Annotated in this window: 17 protein-coding genes; 9 read left to right on the plus strand and 8 right to left on the minus strand. The window is 43.2% G+C overall.

Annotation, left to right across the window (positions count from 1 at the left end; translation table 11 throughout):
- Positions 1-97 precede the first annotated feature (97 nt).
- Positions 98-1,297 carry a porin gene (locus tag CPG39_RS07340; RefSeq protein ID WP_096292709.1) on the minus strand — a complete coding sequence of 400 codons (1,200 nt, stop codon included), beginning with the start codon at positions 1,295-1,297 and terminating at the stop codon, positions 98-100.
- Positions 1,298-1,894: 597 nt separating this feature from the next.
- Between CPG39_RS07340 and CPG39_RS07345 the strand changes: the two genes are divergently transcribed.
- The gene (locus CPG39_RS07345) at positions 1,895-2,884 is read left to right on the plus strand and encodes a L,D-transpeptidase family protein (protein WP_231990238.1); all 990 of its coding nucleotides are present in this window, start codon (positions 1,895-1,897) and stop codon (positions 2,882-2,884) included.
- Between the two features lie 96 nt (positions 2,885-2,980).
- On the opposite strand, the gene CPG39_RS07350 is transcribed toward CPG39_RS07345, so the two are convergent.
- From CPG39_RS07350 to CPG39_RS07360, 3 genes are all read right to left on the minus strand, one after another.
- Positions 2,981-3,271 carry an Lpp/OprI family alanine-zipper lipoprotein gene (locus CPG39_RS07350; protein ID WP_013646690.1) on the minus strand — a complete coding sequence of 97 codons (291 nt, stop codon included), beginning with the start codon at positions 3,269-3,271 and terminating at the stop codon, positions 2,981-2,983.
- 270 nt (positions 3,272-3,541) lie between these two features.
- Positions 3,542-4,066 (minus strand): L,D-transpeptidase, encoded by a 525-nt coding sequence (locus tag CPG39_RS07355; RefSeq protein ID WP_231990239.1) that lies wholly within the window; start codon positions 4,064-4,066, stop codon positions 3,542-3,544.
- A gap of 544 nt (positions 4,067-4,610) precedes the next feature.
- A complete protein-coding gene (locus CPG39_RS07360) occupies positions 4,611-5,249 on the minus strand; it encodes a hypothetical protein (RefSeq protein ID WP_096292711.1) in 639 nt (212 codons plus the stop codon).
- A 38-nt stretch (positions 5,250-5,287) separates the two neighbouring features.
- On the opposite strand from CPG39_RS07360, the gene CPG39_RS07365 reads away from it, so the two are divergent.
- From CPG39_RS07365 to CPG39_RS07385, 5 genes are all read left to right on the plus strand, one after another.
- Positions 5,288-6,529, plus strand: a complete 1,242-nt coding sequence (locus tag CPG39_RS07365) for a TraB/GumN family protein (RefSeq protein ID WP_172424090.1) — start codon at positions 5,288-5,290, stop codon at positions 6,527-6,529.
- A 6-nt stretch (positions 6,530-6,535) separates the two neighbouring features.
- Entirely contained in the window at positions 6,536-8,392 is a 1,857-nt protein-coding gene (locus CPG39_RS07370) for an ABC transporter ATP-binding protein (protein WP_096292712.1), read from the plus strand.
- Positions 8,393-8,713: 321 nt separating this feature from the next.
- Entirely contained in the window at positions 8,714-10,579 is a 1,866-nt protein-coding gene (locus tag CPG39_RS07375) for a TonB-dependent receptor plug domain-containing protein (RefSeq protein ID WP_231990240.1), read from the plus strand.
- 236 nt (positions 10,580-10,815) lie between these two features.
- Entirely contained in the window at positions 10,816-11,247 is a 432-nt protein-coding gene (locus CPG39_RS07380) for a YfiR family protein (RefSeq protein ID WP_231990241.1), read from the plus strand.
- The gene (locus CPG39_RS07385) at positions 11,247-13,997 is read left to right on the plus strand and encodes a response regulator (RefSeq protein WP_096292714.1); all 2,751 of its coding nucleotides are present in this window, start codon (positions 11,247-11,249) and stop codon (positions 13,995-13,997) included. Before CPG39_RS07380 ends, CPG39_RS07385 begins: the two co-directional genes overlap by 1 nt.
- Here the strand turns inward: CPG39_RS07385 and CPG39_RS07390 are convergent.
- Complete coding sequence (locus CPG39_RS07390) at positions 13,984-14,199, minus strand: hypothetical protein (protein ID WP_096292715.1); 216 nt, start codon at positions 14,197-14,199, stop codon at positions 13,984-13,986. The two genes, CPG39_RS07385 and CPG39_RS07390, sit on opposite strands and share 14 nt — an antisense overlap.
- Between CPG39_RS07390 and CPG39_RS07395 the strand changes: the two genes are divergently transcribed.
- Positions 14,198-16,153 (plus strand): diguanylate cyclase, encoded by a 1,956-nt coding sequence (locus CPG39_RS07395; protein ID WP_096292716.1) that lies wholly within the window; start codon positions 14,198-14,200, stop codon positions 16,151-16,153. The two genes, CPG39_RS07390 and CPG39_RS07395, sit on opposite strands and share 2 nt — an antisense overlap.
- Before the next feature lie 113 nt (positions 16,154-16,266).
- Here the strand turns inward: CPG39_RS07395 and CPG39_RS07400 are convergent, their stop codons facing one another.
- Genes CPG39_RS07400 through CPG39_RS07410 form a run of 3 tightly spaced genes read right to left on the minus strand, consistent with a single transcriptional unit; the run spans position 16,267 to position 18,206 of the window.
- Entirely contained in the window at positions 16,267-17,046 is a 780-nt protein-coding gene (locus CPG39_RS07400) for a DNA-binding domain-containing protein (RefSeq protein ID WP_096292717.1), read from the minus strand.
- A complete protein-coding gene (locus CPG39_RS07405; RefSeq protein ID WP_096292718.1) occupies positions 17,024-17,881 on the minus strand; it encodes a DUF692 domain-containing protein in 858 nt (285 codons plus the stop codon). The genes CPG39_RS07400 and CPG39_RS07405 overlap by 23 nt, the downstream gene beginning before the upstream one ends.
- A gap of 10 nt (positions 17,882-17,891) precedes the next feature.
- Positions 17,892-18,206, minus strand: a complete 315-nt coding sequence (locus CPG39_RS07410) for a hypothetical protein (protein ID WP_096292719.1) — start codon at positions 18,204-18,206, stop codon at positions 17,892-17,894.
- A gap of 167 nt (positions 18,207-18,373) precedes the next feature.
- Between CPG39_RS07410 and CPG39_RS07415 the strand changes: the two genes are divergently transcribed.
- Both CPG39_RS07415 and murJ read left to right on the plus strand, forming a co-directional pair.
- On the plus strand, positions 18,374-19,099 hold the full coding sequence (locus CPG39_RS07415) for a hypothetical protein (RefSeq protein WP_096292720.1): 726 nt from the start codon (positions 18,374-18,376) through the stop codon (positions 19,097-19,099).
- Positions 19,100-19,204: 105 nt separating this feature from the next.
- A complete protein-coding gene (murJ, locus tag CPG39_RS07420; RefSeq protein WP_096292721.1) occupies positions 19,205-20,743 on the plus strand; it encodes a murein biosynthesis integral membrane protein MurJ in 1,539 nt (512 codons plus the stop codon).
- Positions 20,744-20,755: the final 12 nt, after the last annotated feature.

Below are 20,755 nucleotides of genomic sequence, written 5' to 3' on the forward strand. Positions count from 1 at the left end.
TATCAATCAATAGCAGCAATAATTAAAGCTTCATTATATTTCTTTCTGCCAATAAAAAAGGCACCATTTGGTGCCTTTTTTACGAGACTAACTTGATTTAGAAGTTGTGACGCATACCTACAGAATAAGTATTATGATCTCTGAGCGGGTTAGCCGCTTTATCATCCACCATACCTCGTTGATAACCGCCAAAGAGACTTGAGCGTTTGCTGAGGTTATGTATCAGACCAACGGTAAAAGTGCTGACTTCATGCTTAAGCGCAGTGGCAGTTGCGTTAGCATCCGACATACCACCTTGAGCAATAATGCTGGTATTGCCCCAATCATATTGGCCACTGGCAAACCAGAGATGACCATCACCGCCAAGATTCATCGCTGAATTACAGTGTGAGCGTGAATCTAAACTACCAGTACCAGGATTACCTAATGCAGCAGCATTGGAACAAGTTGCTGCACCTACTGCATTGCTGACTCTTTCATATTGACCACTGAGTTTGAAGTTTTGGAACCCCCACATCAAACCGCCGCGCCATACATGCTCATTGTTATTTAAACCCAAATTTGTTCTTTGCCGAGTACTAATATTATCGCGGGAATATCCGCCAAATGCGCCTAGATTATGACCTGCAACTTGCGCTTCGTATTTACCCGCAACTTGAAAATCCCATTCACCATCTTCACCACCTGAATTAGATGCGCTTCCTTGGAAAGTATCTGATCCAGGAATAATATTCGCAGGATCCAATCGGTTAGAATCGCCCGGCATTAATATACCTGCAAAGCTGAATCCTTCAACACGTGGTGAATCGTAGCGTACTGCGCTGTTCACAAAACTTTGAGCGCCTGAGCCCAAGCCATTAGCAGAAGCAGTCATGGTACCGCCACTGCCTGCAGCTTGTAAGGTTGTGTATGCAAACGGATCAATCGTCATACCGCCCGCAAAATCTTTAAATGGAGATTGAACACGGCCAAATTTCACTTCACCCCAGCTATCGTTTGCCAGCGCTACCCAACGTTCCCGCGCAACACCCAATGCACCACTGCCAGTACTAAAACCATATTCAACATGTGCCTTTGCTTTCAAACCACCGCCTAAATTCTCAGTTACATGCATCCCCATTCTTGAACGGCCTGTATCATCACCAATAAGAGCCTGACTACTTTGACCGTCTTTATTAACTGTAGCATACTCGGCTTGTACGCTACCGAAAAGTGTTACATTCGTTCCTTGTGCTGACACAACCATCGGGGCTGCAAGTACGCCAGCTACTGCCAGCGATATAAGTTTCTTCTTCATACGGAAGTTCTCCTTTAATGTTAAAACGATTGGGGCCGTCCTTTTTGCCCTACTACACTCCAGTGGAATGCACCCCGCTTGTCCGGACCCCCCGACTCGGAGGGTTTGATTTGATTGTGCCGAACACATAAGCATTCTGCAAGAAAAACGAGCATATTTTACAAATTTAACCACCACGATGTTGCATTCAAACAACACTCCTGTTGTTTTTCTGACTATAATTTTATTTTTATATATTTCACACCAGCTCAATTTAGGATTGAGCCATATTTTATATATGACTTCAGAAATACAGCTTGATCATTCATTTCCAAGCCTAAAACGCAACTCTAATTTGTGGGTTAAACCTAAAAGTTCTATGAGTTTGTGCGAAATTCCTATACTACTCACAAACAAACATAACTAAATCAAGAAATTCTTATTCTATCATCTTTAAAATCATATAGATATCACACAAAACACCCTGAATGCTTTCATCATCCGTTAAATATCGCAAATGCCTTATAGTTACGCTCGTTTTTTACATTACTGATAAGAAAGTTTCAGTTATCATTCCACTTCCCTCACTAACTTTAATGATACTGTTATGACATGATCATGAACAAAATTCATCTATTCCCCCCCTTTGTTATAGCCTTTCTTTTTACGATTACGATTGTTCGAGCTGAAACATGGACCCTTCCCCCATCTGGCATTGATATTTTCGGTCAAATAAAAACCATGCACGCCAGCAGCTCAGAAACATTGCTCGATATCGCCAGACAATACGATATTGGCCAAATAGAAATCTTACTGGCCAATCCTAACGTTGACCGCTGGCTACCTGAAGATGGTGTCACGGTCACTCTGCCAAGCCGCTATATTATCCCCCACGCCGAGCGGAAAGGTTTAGTATTAAATTTACCCGAAATGAGAATTTATTATTTCCCTGAACCTAAAAAAGGGGAAAAACCTACCGTCACTACCCACCCGGTTGGGATCGGAAGAATGGATTGGGTAACACCTTTGGGTATTTCTAGAATAATTGAAAAAAAGAAAGATCCAACTTGGATACCTCCAAAATCGCTCCAAATGGACAGAATTGCAAATGGCGAACCACCCTATCCCAGCATAGTGCCACCAGGTCCGACTAATCCACTGGGGCGTCATGCAATGAGATTAAGTATTGGTAGCGGTAGTTACCTGATACATGGCACTATCAAGCCATTCGGTGTCGGAATGCGCGTTTCGGCTGGATGTGTTCGCATGTACCCAGAAGATATTGAAGCACTATTTGATAAAGTTCCGGTCGGCACGCAAGTGCAAGTGGTCAATCAACCCATTAAACTCGGCTGGTTACTAGATTCACTTTTCATTGAGCTTCATCCTCCACTGGAAGAAGACGAATCAAAATATACCAACTACCAGCTAATAGTAACTAATGCAATTAATGATTTTCTCTTATTAAATAATAGCAAAAGAAATATTCCGGTAAATTTTGAAATCGATCAGGAAGCCCTAAAACAAGCCATAATTGAAAAAAGCGGAATTCCTATTTTAATCTCACGCACTCAAGCTCAAATTCATTCACAAAACTTCAACAATTAATTTATAGCAGCTTAACTATAGGCACAACTCAATTACAAATACATATGAAAAACCCCTCTTGAGAGGGGCTTTCTGAATACAAGAACTACTAACCGATTATTTGTGCATAGCTTTCTTAAACATACGATCTATTTTAGATTCTGTATCCATTGAACGTCTGTTTGCTTCGTCTGCAACGCGTAATGCATCATTTGCTTTTGCATTGGCAGCATCCGCAGCCTGTTTGGCTGCAGCTGCATCAGCTTTTGCTGAAGCGACATCAGCATTATGTTTATTTTGCAATTCCTCTAATTGACCAGTTGTTGCACAGCCTGTCAATCCAATAAAAGCACCTGCCACTACTGCCAGCGTTAACATACGTACTGGATGCTGAATTTTTTCTTTCATTCCAATCTCCTCAGTTGTTTATTCTATTCAACACGCACAAACATTCACAACTTTACTAGTCGCTGATACCACATACCAGCAACGCATTAGAATCTTATCCGATTTCTTTCGCAAAATAAATGGATTTTATGACAAATTTACCAACAACTTAGCTATAAACACAACAAGTAATACACTAAGTGCATAATAAAATTATATATTTCTGTGCAGACACACGCTCAAGCAATTAACAACAAAGTCATACAAATCATATGGATTATGGAATTATTACTAGCGGATATTTACCCATACGCCCGGTTTAATCCATTTACCCAGCTGATCTATTTGCTCATTTGTCAGCGCAACGCAACCATTGGTCCAGTTGTATTTATGATGAATTTCTTGATCGCCTCTTCCAATACCATGTATTCCAATATGTCCTCCAAGCAAGGTATCCTGCGGGGGTGTTTTCCCTCTACTTTTTGCTTGCTTGATTGACAACCAAGTTTCTTCATCAATCCTGTTTTCTTCCAATGCACGTTTCGCCGTATCAAGATTGGGATAATCAAGACCAAAGAAACGATAATAACGGCTTTTCTCATTAACCCAGCCGACTTTGAATCTACCCAAAGGAGTCTTGTCATCTCTTGTCACCTTAGACCAAGTAGTGCCATAACGACCAATGGCGACATTCTCAAAAACCACTTGAACGGTATCACCTTGCATCACTGACAATGTTTGCTCAACTGTGTCTACATCTATCCATATTCCATTATCAGCCCGCACTCCATTATCAGCCCGCACAATATTTTGCATAATTGAAAAAACAAACAATCCAATTAGCAAAATTTTTAAATAACTTTTTAGGAAAATTAACCAAGTCACTTTTCAAGTCTATTAGTCAGTTGAAATAATTAATTATGTCATAATTCCAGCTTCTGGAAACTCACATTAAGTGCGTATGCGTTCGCTATTCCTGCTCATGTTGAATAATTGATAGCGGACAATCATGTGTTCGTAAATTAATGGCTCTAGACTAGCAGATACAATCTGTTAGTCTAGAGCCATTAATAAATTCCGTAGCGGCCTATTGCGCATATCATTTCGCGTTTCGATCCGTTTGGTTTGAGTAGAAAACACATTACTAACGACGATTGGCAGCTCACACTGGCGCGGCTACCAAGCGATGCTTCGGGGATGTCATTACCAGCGTAACTGCCTCACTTTAAATTTAAAAGATCCCGGAAAGAACTCATGGGTATTGCAAAAATATCGAGTTAGCCCAAATTTTATCTCGGATCTGCAAAAATACATCAGTACCCATTTGCAAGCTATCATTTCGCATACAAACTCTTACTTTCTAATATCTCGCTGACTTAGCAACCGGATTTGATATAGATCTTTCCACCAGATCCGGATCGAACTCAGGAGGCTTTTCAGCGGGAGGAATTACTCCCGAACACTGCTTGATAACCGCCCATTGTTGTATTGCATCATACTCACTTTTAAGTTGCGCATATTCAGCTTCTTGTTCCTTAGTTCCCGCTAGCGCAAATAACGCTGTCCATGAAAGTGATAAATCCGCATCCAGGGCCAACTTACCATTGGTCGGCTCATTGCTGCCTGATCTACCTGTCAAATGACTGACTCTAGATTGAATTCGCTCAATCTCAGCCAACAGTTCAGCGCAACTATAAGTTTGAAATTGTGTGGGTGATATATAAGGCGCATTATATTTTTCTGATGAAGATGCACAACCAGATAACATAATAGCTAAGATAAAAAGAGCAGCGGCAATAAGTTTCTTCATGATAATTACTTTTTCCTCGAATTTATTATGCTTGCAAATAACTATCACACTACCATCTATTTTTATGAATTGTACACCGATACTACGACTCTTTACATCTGCCCGTGCTCCGTTCATTCTTGCCACAATGTTATTCACCCTAATTATCATCGTGATAACTACTGTATTGTTATGCAATACTGGTATCATCCGCCATTCTTTTATGATTTATTTTCATTCAATAACCCATGATCAATATCGAAGAACAAACCGCTGAGACATCCGGTATATCCAGCACTCACGCAGAACCGATCAGAACTGTTAAAGTAAATAACTGCAGCATCACATTACTGGGAACCGCACATGTTTCAAAAGCGAGCGCAGATAAAGTACAGGAATTAATAGCCACGGGAAATTATGATGCAGTAGCGGTTGAATTGTGCCCGAGTCGACACAAAGTTATCGTCAACCCTGATGCTATGGCTAGAATGGATCTTTTCCAAGTAATCAAAAAAGGTCAAGCCAGCATGGTCGCTGCAAGTCTCGCATTGGGCGCCTTCCAGCAACGCATGGCAGAACAGTTCGGTATCGAGCCGGGAGCCGAAATGCGTGTGGCCATCAGAGATGCGCAAGCTGCTAAGTTACCGGTTTTACTGATAGATCGAGAAATTGGCACAACGATGAAACGGATTTATCATAATGTTCCGTGGTGGAAACGCATGAATCTGTTCGCTGGTTTAATTGCAAGCGTAATCAGTAAAGAAAAATTTAGCGCCGAGGAAATTGAGAAGCTTAAAGAAGGTGATGTTCTGGAAAGTTCTTTCTCACAGTTTGCCGAAAATGAAAAAGATTTATTCCACCCCCTCATCAGTGAACGGGATGAATACATGTCCGCCCGACTTCTCAAAGAGAGCAAAGAAAACAACTATCGACATATCCTTGCAGTGATTGGCGCCGGCCATTTAAATGGCATGGCGCAACAACTTGAAGCACAAAGCATCACAAATCCGAATGAACGAATTGTGCAACTAGATACTATCCCTCCTTCCTCGCAATGGCTCAAATTTATTCCATGGCTGGTTGTGGCACTCATTCTCACGGGGTTTGTGATTGGCTTTATGCGCAGCCCGGAGTTAGGAACAACCATGGTCATTGATTGGATACTGATCAATGGCGGGCTTTCGGCATTGGGTGCAGCGATAGCTTTCGCGCATCCGCTATCAATCCTGACCGCTTTTCTAGCCGCTCCATGGACATCCTTGAATCCAACTATCGGGGCTGGTATGGTAGTTGCAGCAGTGGAAACGTATGTGCGCAAACCGAAAGTAGGCGATTTTAACCGACTCAGAACTGACACAACCACTCTAAAAGGATGGTGGAACAATCAGGTTACACGCATCTTATTGATTTTTATTTTTTCCACACTGGGTTCAGCGATTGGCACGTATGTCGCCGGATTCAGAATTTTCGAGCAACTTAGCTCAAGTTAGACGGTTATGTTCGGCTTTTTCGAGCGCCTGATCAACCCTTACCCTCCGGAGCACCCCATTGAACCGCCGCAGGGATTGTACCAGTTTTGCCGCCATTATACTCAGGGCATCGAACCTTATCTTGTATTGCTAGCGATTCTGACTACCTGTCTTGCAATCAGTGAAGCCATGCTTTACAGCGTTCTAGGGCAAATGGTTGATTGGTTAGCAGAAAAGAAGACCGGAAACTTTCTGGAAGAAGAATGGCCAACTTTGCTCGGCATGTCGGTTTTCATACTGATAGTAATACCGTTATTGGTATTGTTACATTCATTGGTTATCCATCAAACACTGATGGGCAATTTTCCCATGCGTGTGCGCTGGATGTCGCACCGTTATCTGCTGAATCAAAGCTATGCATTTTTTCAGCATGAATTCAGCGGTCGTATCGCTACCAAAGTAATGCAAACCGCATTATCCGTCCGTGAAACCGTACTCAAGCTGATTGATGTCATGCTGTTTGTCTCGGTTTACTTGACCACAACCCTATTCCTGGTTATCAATGCAGATCCGGTTTTATGTTTACCATTGCTGGTGTGGCTTGTTTTATATATTGTTATTCTGTCCTATTTTGTTCCTCGGTTGAAACGTATATCCACTTTGCAAGCCGACGCACGCGCGCTCATGACCGGACGTATTGTTGACAGCTACACTAACATACTGACATTGAAACTGTTTTCGCGTAGCCAACGGGAATCGGCATACGCTCAGGCAGGCATGGAAGAATTTATGGCAACCGTGCACCCTCAAATGCGCTTTTCGACAGGCCTAAACTTTTGTGTTTGGGTCATCAATATGATGATGGTATTCGCAACCGGAGCATTAGGTCTAACGATCTGGTTACAGGGCGATATCGGGCCGGGTGCCATAGCCATCGTCATGAGTCTCGCTATTCGATTGACCGGCATGTCACATTGGATCATGTGGGAAGTCAACACACTGTTCGAAAACATGGGGACTGTTCAAGACGGCATCAACACAATTTCCAAACCACAACTTGTCACTGATATACCAAATGCCATGGAATTAAAGGTGCATCAAGGCACCATCCATTTCAGTCACGTTTCCTTCTCTTATCACTCTGAACATCGAAAATCCATGAACATATTCGATGATCTCAGCTTGCACATTGCAGCCGGTGAAAAAGTAGGTATTGTGGGCCGATCCGGTTCTGGTAAATCAACCTTCGTTAATTTGCTATTGCGATTCTATGATGTTCAGCGTGGCAACGTCACCATCGACAAACAGAATATCCGCACAGTCACGCAGGATAGCCTGCGTGCTAATATTGCCATGGTGACTCAGGATACTTCCCTACTGCATCGATCGGTACGCGACAATATTTTATTTGGCAGGCCGGATGCTACCGAAGAACAAATGATCACAGCCGCCAAACAAGCCCAGGCGCACGAATTTATTCAATCGCTTAGAGATATCAAAAACCGAACAGGTTATGATGCCCACGTCGGTGAACGTGGTGTCACACTGTCCGGCGGTCAGCGGCAACGCATCGCCATCGCTCGCGTATTATTAAAAAATGCACCCATTTTGGTACTCGACGAAGCCACTTCCGCACTGGATTCCGAAGTGGAGGCCAGCATTCAACAAAGTCTCTATCAGTTGATGGAAGGAAAAACGGTAATCGCAATCGCACACCGGCTCTCAACAATTGCTGCAATGGATCGACTCATTGTCTTTGACAAAGGCCGCATCGTTGAGCAAGGCAGTCACGCTAGACTCATTGCCAATAATCAACTTTATGCACAATTATGGAATCATCAGTCAGGTGGATTCCTTGGATTACTGGAGAATGATCTGTCTTAGTTAATCGATATAAAAAATACAACCTGTATAACCCATTGTAACCATCTGATATCCGGCAATTTCAATAAAAACAAACTACTCGCGTCACTTAACGATTTAAGGTAATAAAACTCCTATTTCCCGGATTTTGAGCAATCGCTTGACATGCTTAAATAATAATATTTAAACATCAAGCGACTCATCGTGCTCATTCCACAAAAGTTCCACTCGCTCATCCTGAGTTTTTCCGCAAATGCAGGGCTGTTATTCGCTTTGCTTTTTACAACAGCACCTCCTGCATTTGCTACAGCGAACCTAGAACAATTGAGCTTGGAGCAACTGATGAATATCAACATTGTAGGCGCTTCCAAGTATGAGCAAAAACAACAGCAAGTTGCTGCTGCGGTCAGTGTGATTACTCGCGCAGATATCAGAAACTATGGCTGGCGCACGTTGGGTGAGGCACTGGCCAGTCTTCCCGGAATTCATATCACGTATGATTATCAATATGAATATCTCGGTACGCGTGGTCTTGGGTTGCCTGGAGATTTCAATACACGCGTATTGATTACGATCAATGGCAATCGCATGAACGATGCCACCTATGACCAGGGACCGACGGGGCGTGATTTCCCATTGGATATTGACCTGATCGAACGAATTGAATTCATACCTGGACCGGGCAGCGCTGTTTACGGCCAGAATGCCATGCTGGGTGTAGTTAATATCATCACCCGCAAAGGCGCTGACATTAAAGGAGCGGAAGTTTCAGCCTCTTATCAAACCACCGAAATCATGCCGCAGGAGCGTGTCACCATAGGCAAGCAATTTGACAATGGCACAGATGCATTGATCTCATTCTCCGGTTTGCAGTCTCGCGGAACGGATCGCTTCTTCGAATTTGGCGATTCCGGAATTTCCGGAGTAGCGCATCGCCTGGATGGAGAAAACGTCAAACAAATGTTTGCACGTGCCTCTCATGGTGCATTTTCATTTGATTTTATTTATGGTGACCGGCGCAAAGAAGATCCTACGGGTATTTCTTTCTCAGATCCTTTGGTAGCAGGCCAATTTCAACGCGATCGCCGTCTCAACACACAAATTCAGTACCATGACAATTTCGCCAACGATACCCTAAATGTACTCGGCCGCTTGTTTCTCGGTCAATATCGCTATGACAATCCGTTAATTTACGGTGGGGAAAAAACTTTATCTACCGGGCCAAGCGACTGGCATGGATTGGAATTGCGCCTTCTCTCTACCGCGATTACCGATCACAAGCTGATGTTTGGCGTCGAGTATCAAAACAATACCCAGATCAAGCAAGCTTTCCAGAATTTTGATAATCCCGCTGAAAATGTCGCAATTAAGAGTTCAGTGGTACGAGTCGGTATATATGCTCAGGATGAATGGAGCATAACCGATACGCTATCGCTTACCGCTGGATTACGTTACGATCACAACGATTGGATTGGCAACCGGTTAAGTCCGCGCGGAGGGCTCATCTGGCAAGCTACCCCCAAAACCACTCTCAAGGCCCTGTATGGCCGCGCCCATCGTTCACCGAATTCTTTTGAGCGCGATTATTACGACGGCGTATCTCAAGTGGCCAATCCGGGGTTACACAGTGAATCCATTGATACCGCCGAACTGGTCACGGATTACCGTCCGCTTCCTGACATGAATCTGCGCGCTACCGTTTACGCTTGGGATATGTACAACCTTATCACGCTAGGAATAGATCCCTTCAGCGGGCTTTCGCAATATCAATCGACATCAAAAAAAGTATTAGCCAGAGGCGCCGAATTATCCCTGGACAAAACCTGGCATTGGGGTGCACGCTTTCGCAGCAGTTATGGCATTCAGAACGCCGAACAACAAGATTCGCATCTTCCCAATTCACCTTATCATCTGGGAAAAATCAATCTATCAATCCCGATACCATTGATCACCGGTCTACGAGCCGGTTATGAATTGCAGTACTACGGTAAACGCAAAACCCTCGATGGCAGCAATACCGATAGTTATGTACTTTCCAATCTTAATTTCGTAACCGACGTTCCCCGGATAAAAGGGCTGGAAGCATCGCTCAGTTTCTATAACCTGTTTAATGAGAACTATCTGCACCCGGCCGCGGATACCAATTGGCAAAATACTTTCTTGCAGCCAGGTCGCACCGCTCGCCTCAGATTGGATTATCGCTTCTAAAGCAAGCGATTATGGTATTCCTTTATACAAAGCCAAACCTACAGGTTATTAGACGCTCATGCAGAAAAATTTGGCTCTTCCTAAAATTGAAATATGCAATTTTGAATTATAAAAATAAGCTATTGATTTACTTTAAGGAAAAAATATTATTCTATCTTGCACTGAGGGCGCTTTCCTCGCTTTTGATATTAAGTTATTCACCATTGGCATATGCAGAACAACCCACGGAATACCGGATGAAGGTAGCCTTTTTATACAATTTTGCCGTCTATACAGAATGGCCTGACCGGCATGGTCAGGATTTGAATTTATGTATTTATGGTGAAGATCCGTTTGGAGAACACTTGCAGCATTTACAGCAGAAGAAAATTAACGGTTACGAAATAATCATTCAACATCCGAAAAACATCAATGATCTCTCCAATTGCCAAATGATTTTCATCACCCGCTCAGTCATTAACAATCTCGATGACATCATCACGCTGTCACATGAAAAACCCATCCTCACTGTTGCCGATACCCCAGGTACCGCTTCGCAAGGCATTATGCTTAACATGGCAGTAAAAGAAGGAAAAATTACATTTGAAGCCAATGTCCTCACGGCAAAGAAAAGCGGCTTAAGACTCAGCTCCCAATTACTACGTTTTGCCAGCAAGGTATATCAATAATGAAGAATACATCGACAACCATCGCATTACGTTCAAAATTGCAACAAATCAGCTTTGCTACACAGAGCACGGCCATGCTGATGGTTGCCACGCTCGTCATTTGCAGCAGCTTCTTCATCAATTTCTATTCACTATTAGAATCCAGCCAGTCAACAGCTAAGCTATTGACGGAAAATGCAGTAGCCACACTGATGTTTCAGGACACTAATACAGCTCAAACACTATTACATTCTCTGAATAATACTCAGGATATTCAGGTTGCTGCTATTTACAATGAGACAAAAGAACAGTTTGTGCAATATTCAGTTACCGGTAAACCACCTCCCCAAACTTTGCCTTCCTTGGAAGAAGATTCCCAAACAAGCTTCCGTTTCTTAACGATTACCCAGCCTATTCACTTCAATGATCAGCTGTTAGGCGGTTTATATTTGGAAATTACACTGGCACCACTTTATTGGCAAATTCTTTGGCAGGTTATTATTACCCTCACAGCCGCCGCATTTGCTTTATTGATCGCTCATCTGAGACTACAGCGGCTAAACCGATCCATACTGGATCCGCTTAACGATCTCTCCACAAATATGGAGCATGTTACCAGTAAGGCAGATTACACAATTAGAACTGAATCCAGTGCTATCACTGAATTGAATACGCTATCCAAAGGATTCAATAATATGCTGGAAATGATTCAAGAACGTGATGCAAAGTTGGCAGATCATCTGGATCATCTTGAAGAGGAAGTGACAAAAAGAACAGCAGAATTGGTGCTGGCGAAAGAATCAGCGGAAGCAGCCAGTAAGGCCAAAAGTGAATTTCTCGCGACCATGAGCCATGAAATCCGCACTCCGATGAACGGAATCCTAGGAATGACTGAGCTACTTTTACAAACCCAATTGAATCGGGATCAACAACGATTTGCTGAAACAGTCCAAAGCTCAGGTCGTCATCTGTTAGGAATTATTAATGACATCCTTGATTTCTCTAAAATTGAATCGGATCATATGGAACTGGAGAGCATCGATTTTGATCTGGTTCAACTGATTGAAGATACGTTGGCAATGTTTGCACAACCTGCCGACAAAAAAGGATTGGAATTAGCCGCGCAATTCATACCGCCCAATAGGGCTTTTATGGTTCGGGGAGATTCGTTCCGATTACGCCAAATCTTTGCAAATCTAATCAGTAATGCCATCAAATTCACCTCGCAAGGAGAGGTAGTGATTCGCACCCAGCTCTGTGAAGCAGCCGTATCCAGGGTAAACCTCAGAATTTACGTTGAAGATACCGGTATTGGAATCCCTCCGGAATATCATAAAAAGATTTTTCAGCAATTCTCTCAAGCGGACGGCTCGACTACACGTCAATACGGGGGTACCGGACTTGGCCTCACGATCTGTAAAAAATTACTGGAACTAATGAGGGGGAGCATTCATATCGACAGCACCCCAGGCCAAGGTACCAAATTCCAGATTAATCTGGAATTGGAGAAATCTGCTCTGGAGCACGCGCATCAACCCAATATAACTGATTTAGCCGGTATCAGAATACTGGTTGTAGATGACAATCAAACTAACCGGGAGATTCTTAGGCTTCAACTACAAAACTGGAAAATTCAAGCCGTGTGCACCCATAGTGCCGAGCACGCCTTATTCACCATGACAAAAGCCTGTAATCTCCACGAGCCTTATCATTTAGTCATTCTGGATATGCATATGCCCAAAATGGACGGATTGCAACTGGCAAAAAAAATTCATGCCGATCCTACGTTAAATAAAACCCGCATAATGATGTTAACTTCAACTCATCATGACGTTACCCAGTTAGCAAAAGATAACACGGGGATTTTACGCTACGTCAATAAGCCAGTCCGCCAAAAAGAGTTAATTGATATTATCATGGATGTTATGGGACGCAATCTCGATAACCCAGTTGCACCCATACAAAATCCCCCTTTCATTCTCGACTATAACTTACACGGATCTGTTTTATTGGCGGAGGACAATCCGGTCAATCAAGAAGTGGCCAAGGCGATGCTAAGTCGGCTGGGTCTGAATACTGTGATTGCACATGACGGCAAGCAAGCTGTCGATCTGATCCGGAACCATCACTACGATATTATTTTAATGGATTGTCAAATGCCGGTAATGGATGGTTTTGAAGCCACGGCACAAATTCGGCAACAACTTAACAAGATTCCAATCATTGCTCTGACGGCGAATGCCACCGAAGACGATCACACCCAATGCTTAAACGCGGGAATGGATGATTTTCTTTCCAAACCTTACACGCTTGATCAATTACAGCAAAAAATCCTTCAATGGTTACCCCAAGAAAAAGGCAATCCTATGAATACTGAGAAATCAAAATCTATGGCAATAAAATCGGATAGCAGCACAGTACCGGTACTCAATCCGGTCAGACTTGAACAGATTCGCGAACTTGACCCCACTGGAGAAAGCAATCTATTGCAAAAGATTCTCCAAGCTTTTCTCGACTCTGCTGATAACAGTCTACAGCAGCTTGAATTGGCAATTCTTCATAATGACACTGAAAGTCTGCGACAATCGGCACACACTCTAAAATCCAGTTCTGGAAATATAGGCGCAGAAAGTCTATCCGCCATCTTCAAACAACTGGAAATTGATGGATGTAGCGACGAATTGACACGTGCAAAAGCATTACAAGAAAATATGCGTTCACATTATCAAAGTGTGGTTGCTGAAATAAGAAAAATTCTTACCCCATCGTGACGGAAAAATTTTTTAACCTCTTATCAGCCAATGTTGCAGCAGCAAACGAACTCTTCATGCAAGCTGCGGGACTATCAGGTTCAGGTTGCGCTGGATAATTCCGGCACAGGCTGTTTTGGGTAAATTGTTTAAGACATTTATCCATAAATTCAAAACTTCTTTGCGATATTCTGGCACTAAAGACAATCTTACGATCAATCATGAAAATAGCTGATCTCAATCAACTAAAAATTAGCACGTTATTGCCTAGCCCTAAGGGTGTTGCGCTGGCACTGCTGGAAGCTTGTCGCCAAGAAGATGTATCCATCAATGAAATTACCAAGCTCATTCAAACTGATCCTGCACTTGCAGGCCGCTTAATCCAACGCGCCAATGCCACTAAACAAACTACACGAGCCATCTCATCCATAGCAGAAGCCGTTTCACATGTTGGTCTAAATGCCGTCAAACAACTGGCCATGGGTTTTTCGCTCATTGACCAATATTCGAACGGCCCAAGTAATGGATTTGATTATCAGGAATTCTGGTCTCATTCGCTATTGATGGCGATCGCAATGCAGAAATTGAGTAAGACAACCCCGGCGTCTTCATCCGAAGATTTATTTTCATGCGGTTTAATGATGCGTATCGGTTGCCTGGCACTCGCTTCAATCTATCCCGATCAATATTCCCAACTTAAACAGCAACAATCCCGGGGCATGCCTCTACAGCAATTGGAGCAGCAGTACCTGCAGACTGATCATAATGAGTTAACAGCCGCGATGTTGATTAATTTTGGTTTTCCAACAATTTTTGTGGAACCGATTTACTATCATGAAACACCTGAACATTCAGGATTTTCTGAAGGTTCCCGCCCCTACCAAATTCTGCATCAGCTTTATTTGGCAAAACAGATCGCTGATTTTGCATTAACCAAGGAATCCGAACGAAACCAGTGCATCTCCGAATTATTATTACTGGGTGGGAAAATCGGCCTGGATACTGAAACCTTTGGCGACTTTATCGACCAAATCATGCAGGAATGGCATATATGGGGAAAAATACTCAAGATAACAGCTAAGGAGCAGCTTCCCTCGTTTCATAAAATGATGAGTGCGGCGGCACCACGTCCGGAAGACGCAACCAATGCCGCTTCACTGCGTGTTCTGCTGGTTGAAGATGATCCCACCAATCTCATTCTTTCCAAAGAATTGCTCTCTAATGTTCTGGGTCACACTGTGTATACCGCCAATGATGGTCAGCAAGCACTGTCACTGGCTATGGAAGTATTACCCCACATAGTCATTACCGACTGGATGATGCCAATCATGAATGGCCTGGAGTTAACCAAATCATTAAGAACAACTGAATGGGGCCAGAACTTATACGTCATTATGCTTACCAGCATAGAAGACGAAGAAGAAGTTATTAAGGCATTTAATGCAGGGGTTGATGATTATGTAACCAAGCCCATCAATATTCGCGCCTTTCGAGCCCGATTACGAGCAGCTTGGCACTATCGGCAGTTACAGGAATCATGGGAACGGGATCGCGAGCAGCTCAAGCGTTTTGCCGCTGAATTAGCAGTCACCAATCGGAAACTTGAGTACTATGCCTTGACCGATATGCTCACAGAACTACCCAATCGGCGCTCTGGCATGGAAACACTGTCCGAGACATGGAGTATCGCTAACCGGTCCGGTCAGCTGATGGTAATCATGCTCATCGACATCGATCATTTTAAATCGATCAATGACAATTATGGGCATTCAATTGGCGATAAAGTGCTTAAAGAAGTCTCTTCGATTATTCGTAAAACCGCCCGTAAGGGCGATACTTTTTGCCGCATGGGAGGTGAGGAATTTCTGGTTGTATGTCAGCTAGGTAATGCTGATGTCAAATCGTCCATCCTTTTTGCAGAAAGGCTTCGTCATCAAATAAGCCAGCAGCAAATCAATGTCGACGAGATTCATATTCAAATCACGATAAGTATTGGCATTGCTTTAAAGGAAATCAATATGAGAAACGAAGATCACCTCGTCATTGCGGCCGATAAAGCACTTTATGCAGCCAAAAATGCAGGCAGAAATCGGGTCTATCTGGCATTAAAAAATAAGCTTCTGGCCGCACCTCCACCCGCATCTACCAGGAAAGTTGATCCATCCGAAGATAAATAATAATAGAATCATAATATTAAACAAATATCTGCATTAATTGTGCTCTTGACGTTACGATTTGTTGATGGGTATGCCTGCAAACGCCGGGAGTAGAATACTTTGATTGAGTGTTATCAGGAGTAGGCATCTAAAATCACGTGACGCTTCCGTAGGTCCTCCAACACTTCCATTCCGCCGCGGATAACGATATCGGGTTGCGCATGATCCAACTCAACAGCTATTTGTTGCAACAATATCCGTGCAGATTTATGATCATTAATGCTGATCAACTGCAACAAACGGGCAGTCACTGAATTAATTTCCATAAAATGCACCCCAAAATCAGCATCTCGATAAACAATCAAATGTGTTGGCATCGCTCCGGGTACACATGGCTGAAAATCCGAACTGATTTTATGTACGGGAAAGCGATAATTCAATGGCCAGGCTAAAGGAGAAATCATTGGGATAGCATCCAGAAAATCGCTTTCCGAGATTATTGTTTCTTCTTCTATCTGCTCATCCAATATTGAAAGCGCTAATTCAACCCACTCATAATGGGCCAATTCCAGAATAAAAGGCGGATCATCGGGTTGCATTGCACGTTCATGTTCCAGATATTTAAGAAATTCTCGCGGCATTTCCGGAAACAATGGAGTATGCGACAAATGATTGGCAAAATAATCCCGGATCATTGCATGCCATTGTTTATCCGGTATAATTTTACGTAATATCGGAAAACTGTTGGCGATAAAACTCTCTACGTTGTTATAGAATAGTTCGCAGTATATTTTCATGCGCCGTTCTTCGACTGCTTCAGGGCACGGATTGCTTTCCGGATTGCGGATATGTGCCGCAAAAACGTATTGCTGCCGTATAAAATCAGGATAATCAACCGTGCTGTAAATAGTCACTGGATTGCACCGACCATTTTGACTGTAATGAATGGATAATATCCACTTCTTGCAACAATTCCGCCAGGGGCGGCAGATTAAAATCCCGCTCCAGCAAAGTAGGAATGACGCCAAAATGCTGATAGGCTTTCTCGAGTAACCGCCAAACCGGATCGATCACATCCGCACCATGCGTATCGACAATCAGGTCTTCCGCTTCCTGATAATGCCCGGCAACATGAATATAACGGATGCGCTCATTTGGTAATTCCCGCAAAAACGCTTCGGCATCGTAACGATGATTGATGCTATTGACATAAATATTATTCACATCAAGCAATAGATCGCAATCTGCTTCCTGGAGCACAGCCTTCAAGAAATCAATCTCTTCCATCCGTTTACCGGGCGCTGCATAGTAAGAAACATTTTCCACTGCAATGCGCTGCTCAAGAATGTTTTGTACATACCGGATACGATTCGCTACATAATGCACCGCTTCTTCGGTAAAAGGAATCGGCATCAAATCGTACAGATGTCCGACATCACTACAATAACTCAGATGCTCGCTGTAATAACGGATACGGTGCTCTTTAAAAAATCTTTTCAAACGCTGCAAAAAAGCCTCATCCAACGGTAACGGCCCACCGATTGAAAGTGATAACCCATGGCAGATAAAAGGAAATTTCTCAGTCAGTTCACGCAGTTTTCCCCCGTAGCGCCCGCCAACACTTATCCAATTCTCTGGCGTGACCTCCCAGAAATCAACCTGGTGTGGAGTTTGATCTGCCAGCGAATCTGTCATCGATCGCCGCAGACCAAGACCTACGCCATGAACAGGATAAAGATTTCCGCTCATGGATTTAACATCACTTACTTTCCTGCTCAGCTTTCTTGTCGCCGTCTTTACTTTCCATATCTTGCTTCATTTCTTTCTTGCCGCCACATTTACCTTCGCCACACTTGCCCTCCATATTTTTTTTCATTTCACTCTTACTGTCAGCTTTTCCTTCTTGCCCAGCTTTCTTTGCACTGTCTCCATATGCCAGCATATAACCACTGGAAAGCTCAGTCATTGCAAACGGATTAGCATGCGTCTCGGCAGTCAGGTTGGTTGCTGCCAAACTGGTGACTAATGCTGTACCCAAAGCAATTGAAACAGGCTTAATGATTTTTCTCGACATTGTTTTCTCCTCATAAAAAAGATAAATATAATCGGATCATAATAATAACCGCAAATTATTAAACAATTGCTGATTTCTTTGTTGCTTTTTTTGCTTGCGGCTCTCTGTTAAACTCAGCGCTTCAATAAATACTATAAGAATATGCTTGATAATCTAAGGAGCTTTGAATGTTTAACAAACCCAACCAGATGATTTTTTATATTAATGTATTGATCATTGTCTTTGGTGCGTTGGTTGCACTGCTTACCCCGTTTTTCGTTGTCGGATTAATTTTTGTGCTGTGTGCAACGCTGCTAGTTTTTGATCAATTCAGACAGAACAAGTTTGCTTTTACCATCTCAGATTTAAAAAAAATATTAACTGTGCATGATGATGGCGGCAATAAAGCAACATTGACGCAAATCCAAAAGACTACCGCATGTCATGTCGACAATTCAGAATACTGGTTTAAAAATATCCGCGCCATTGGCAGCATCAGCAATTTCAGAATCAACGATGGACAGCCGGATGATCAACAAAAAGAAAACGGAAACTATCATGTTTGCATGAGAATTCCACCCGAATTGAAATTAATCAATGGCTCCGATCTGACCCTAACCTGCGAATATCAAGATGCTTTTACACAAAGCGAGGGCATGCTTTCACATGTGATTGATGATGATACACAACATCTGCACATGACAGTACAACTGCCCGAAGGTCGCACAGTTTCCACTGCCCGTTTCTTCTGCAAGCATGATGGCAAAGAAGAAGCTTTATTGCCGCCGGTTATAACAGGGCAAACAAAAATTGCAGCTGATGTTAAGCATCCTAAATTGGGTGCGGAATACTGCTTACAATGGAATTGGTCCGAACCCAGTTTATTAAAGAAATTAGGCAGTTTTTTTAAATAATTATTCTCTTGTAAGTAATCTTAATCATTAATAGAGCTTAGATTATACAAATTTAAATATTGTGCACCTTCTTTCCCGCTGTCAAAAAAAGAACTCAATACCCCATTGAATTTACTTAAAGCCCTCGCTGCAGTCAGTAGCATGACTTTCGTATCGCGCATTCTCGGTTTTGTGCGCGACATCATGATTGCCCGGATTTTTGGGGCCGGAATGGCAACAGATGCGTTCTTTGTCGCATTCCGGATTCCTAACCTGCTCAGGCGATTATTTGCCGAAGGCGCATTTTCTCAGGCATTCGTTCCAATTCTTGCGGAATACAAAAATACCCGCACACCCGAAGAAACGCGCGAGTTGATTGATCATATCACCATGCTTTTGGGCATCACACTGTTTCTTGTCACGCTGATAGGAATCGCGGCAGCACCATTCATTATCTATGCTAGTGCACCAGGGTTCTCTGCTGACACGGAGAAATTCAATCTAACCGTTGAATTACTGCAAATTACATTTCCTTATATTTTATTTATTTCCCTGGTCGCGCTAGCAGGTGGCATACTCAATACTTATGGCAGGTTTAATGTACCTGCAATCACACCCGCCCTATTAAATTTGTCATTTATCGGATGTGCATTGTGGCTCACGCCACTTATCGATCCACCGATTCTTGCTCTCGCTTGGGCGGTTTTTATTGGTGGTGCCCTACAACTCATATTCCAGGTCCCCTTCCTGCTGCGCCTCAAATTACTACCCCGCATCCGTTTCCGGAGCCGGGATACGGGTGCCTGGCGTGTAATAAAGCTTATGGGGCCCGCAGTTTTCGGTGTATCGGTCAGCCAAATCAGTCTACTGATCAATACTATATTTGCGTCTTTGCTGATTACGGGCAGTGTCTCCTGGCTTTACTATGCCGATCGCTTAATGGAATTCCCCGCTGGCCTGCTAGGCGTCGCTTTAGGTACTATTCTGCTGCCATCCTTGGCGCGGCATTACACTAACAATAGCACCGAAGAATATTCCCGTTTGCTTGATTGGGGTTTAAGGATGACAATACTACTGACCTTGCCTGCGGCACTGGCGTTGGCATTATTGGCAACGCCCTTAATCACAACACTTTTTTATCATGGTGTTTTTACTGAACACGATGTATGGATGACACGTGAAGCCTTAATTGCTTACAGTATTGGATTGCTCGGATTAATTTTGGTCAAAGTCCTCGCACCGGGGTTTTATGCGCGCCAGAACATCAAAACACCTGTAAAAATCGCCATTATCACGCTGATTGCCACACAACTGATGAATCTTGCCTTTATCATTCCATTCAAGCACGCCGGGCTTGCATTAGCCATTGGGCTGGGTGCCTGCATTAACGCAGGATTGCTGTACTATAAATTATGCAGCCACAAAATTTATCAACCGCAACCCGGATGGCTTAATTTCTTTGTAAAAATATTGATCGCTTTGGCAAGTATGGGAGTTGTATTATGGTTTGCGGCAGGCAGCGACGCTTCCTGGTTTACAGATTCCACAATGACCCGTACCGCTCGGCTAAGCGGGATAATCATTATGGGCGCTTCAAGCTATTTTGCCGCTTTATGGTTTCTGGGGTTCCGCATAAAAGATTTTACCAAACAACAGACTGTGTAGAATTCTGCCCCT

It is taken from the genome of Nitrosomonas ureae (assembly GCF_900206265.1).
GTDB lineage: Bacteria > Pseudomonadota > Gammaproteobacteria > Burkholderiales > Nitrosomonadaceae > Nitrosomonas > Nitrosomonas ureae_C.

Excerpts from the sequence above, each read along its gene's own strand:
- CPG39_RS07415 (WP_096292720.1), top strand. The coding sequence starts at position 18,374 with ATGTTTAACAAACCCAACCAGATGATTTTTTATATTAATGTATTGATC.
- CPG39_RS07395 (WP_096292716.1), top strand. The coding sequence starts at position 14,198 with ATGAAAATAGCTGATCTCAATCAACTAAAAATTAGCACGTTATTGCCT.
- CPG39_RS07410 (WP_096292719.1), bottom strand. The coding sequence starts at position 18,206 with ATGTCGAGAAAAATCATTAAGCCTGTTTCAATTGCTTTGGGTACAGCA.
- CPG39_RS07390 (WP_096292715.1), bottom strand. The coding sequence starts at position 14,199 with ATGATTGATCGTAAGATTGTCTTTAGTGCCAGAATATCGCAAAGAAGT.
- CPG39_RS07360 (WP_096292711.1), bottom strand. The coding sequence starts at position 5,249 with ATGATACCAGTATTGCATAACAATACAGTAGTTATCACGATGATAATT.
- CPG39_RS07350 (WP_013646690.1), bottom strand. The coding sequence starts at position 3,271 with ATGAAAGAAAAAATTCAGCATCCAGTACGTATGTTAACGCTGGCAGTA.
- CPG39_RS07380 (WP_231990241.1), top strand. The coding sequence starts at position 10,816 with ATGAAGGTAGCCTTTTTATACAATTTTGCCGTCTATACAGAATGGCCT.
- CPG39_RS07370 (WP_096292712.1), top strand. The coding sequence starts at position 6,536 with ATGTTCGGCTTTTTCGAGCGCCTGATCAACCCTTACCCTCCGGAGCAC.
- CPG39_RS07345 (WP_231990238.1), top strand. The coding sequence starts at position 1,895 with ATGAACAAAATTCATCTATTCCCCCCCTTTGTTATAGCCTTTCTTTTT.
- CPG39_RS07355 (WP_231990239.1), bottom strand. The coding sequence starts at position 4,066 with ATGCAAAATATTGTGCGGGCTGATAATGGAGTGCGGGCTGATAATGGA.
- CPG39_RS07375 (WP_231990240.1), top strand. The coding sequence starts at position 8,714 with ATGAATATCAACATTGTAGGCGCTTCCAAGTATGAGCAAAAACAACAG.
- CPG39_RS07365 (WP_172424090.1), top strand. The coding sequence starts at position 5,288 with ATGATCAATATCGAAGAACAAACCGCTGAGACATCCGGTATATCCAGC.
- CPG39_RS07340 (WP_096292709.1), bottom strand. The coding sequence starts at position 1,297 with ATGAAGAAGAAACTTATATCGCTGGCAGTAGCTGGCGTACTTGCAGCC.
- CPG39_RS07385 (WP_096292714.1), top strand. The coding sequence starts at position 11,247 with ATGAAGAATACATCGACAACCATCGCATTACGTTCAAAATTGCAACAA.
- CPG39_RS07405 (WP_096292718.1), bottom strand. The coding sequence starts at position 17,881 with ATGAGCGGAAATCTTTATCCTGTTCATGGCGTAGGTCTTGGTCTGCGG.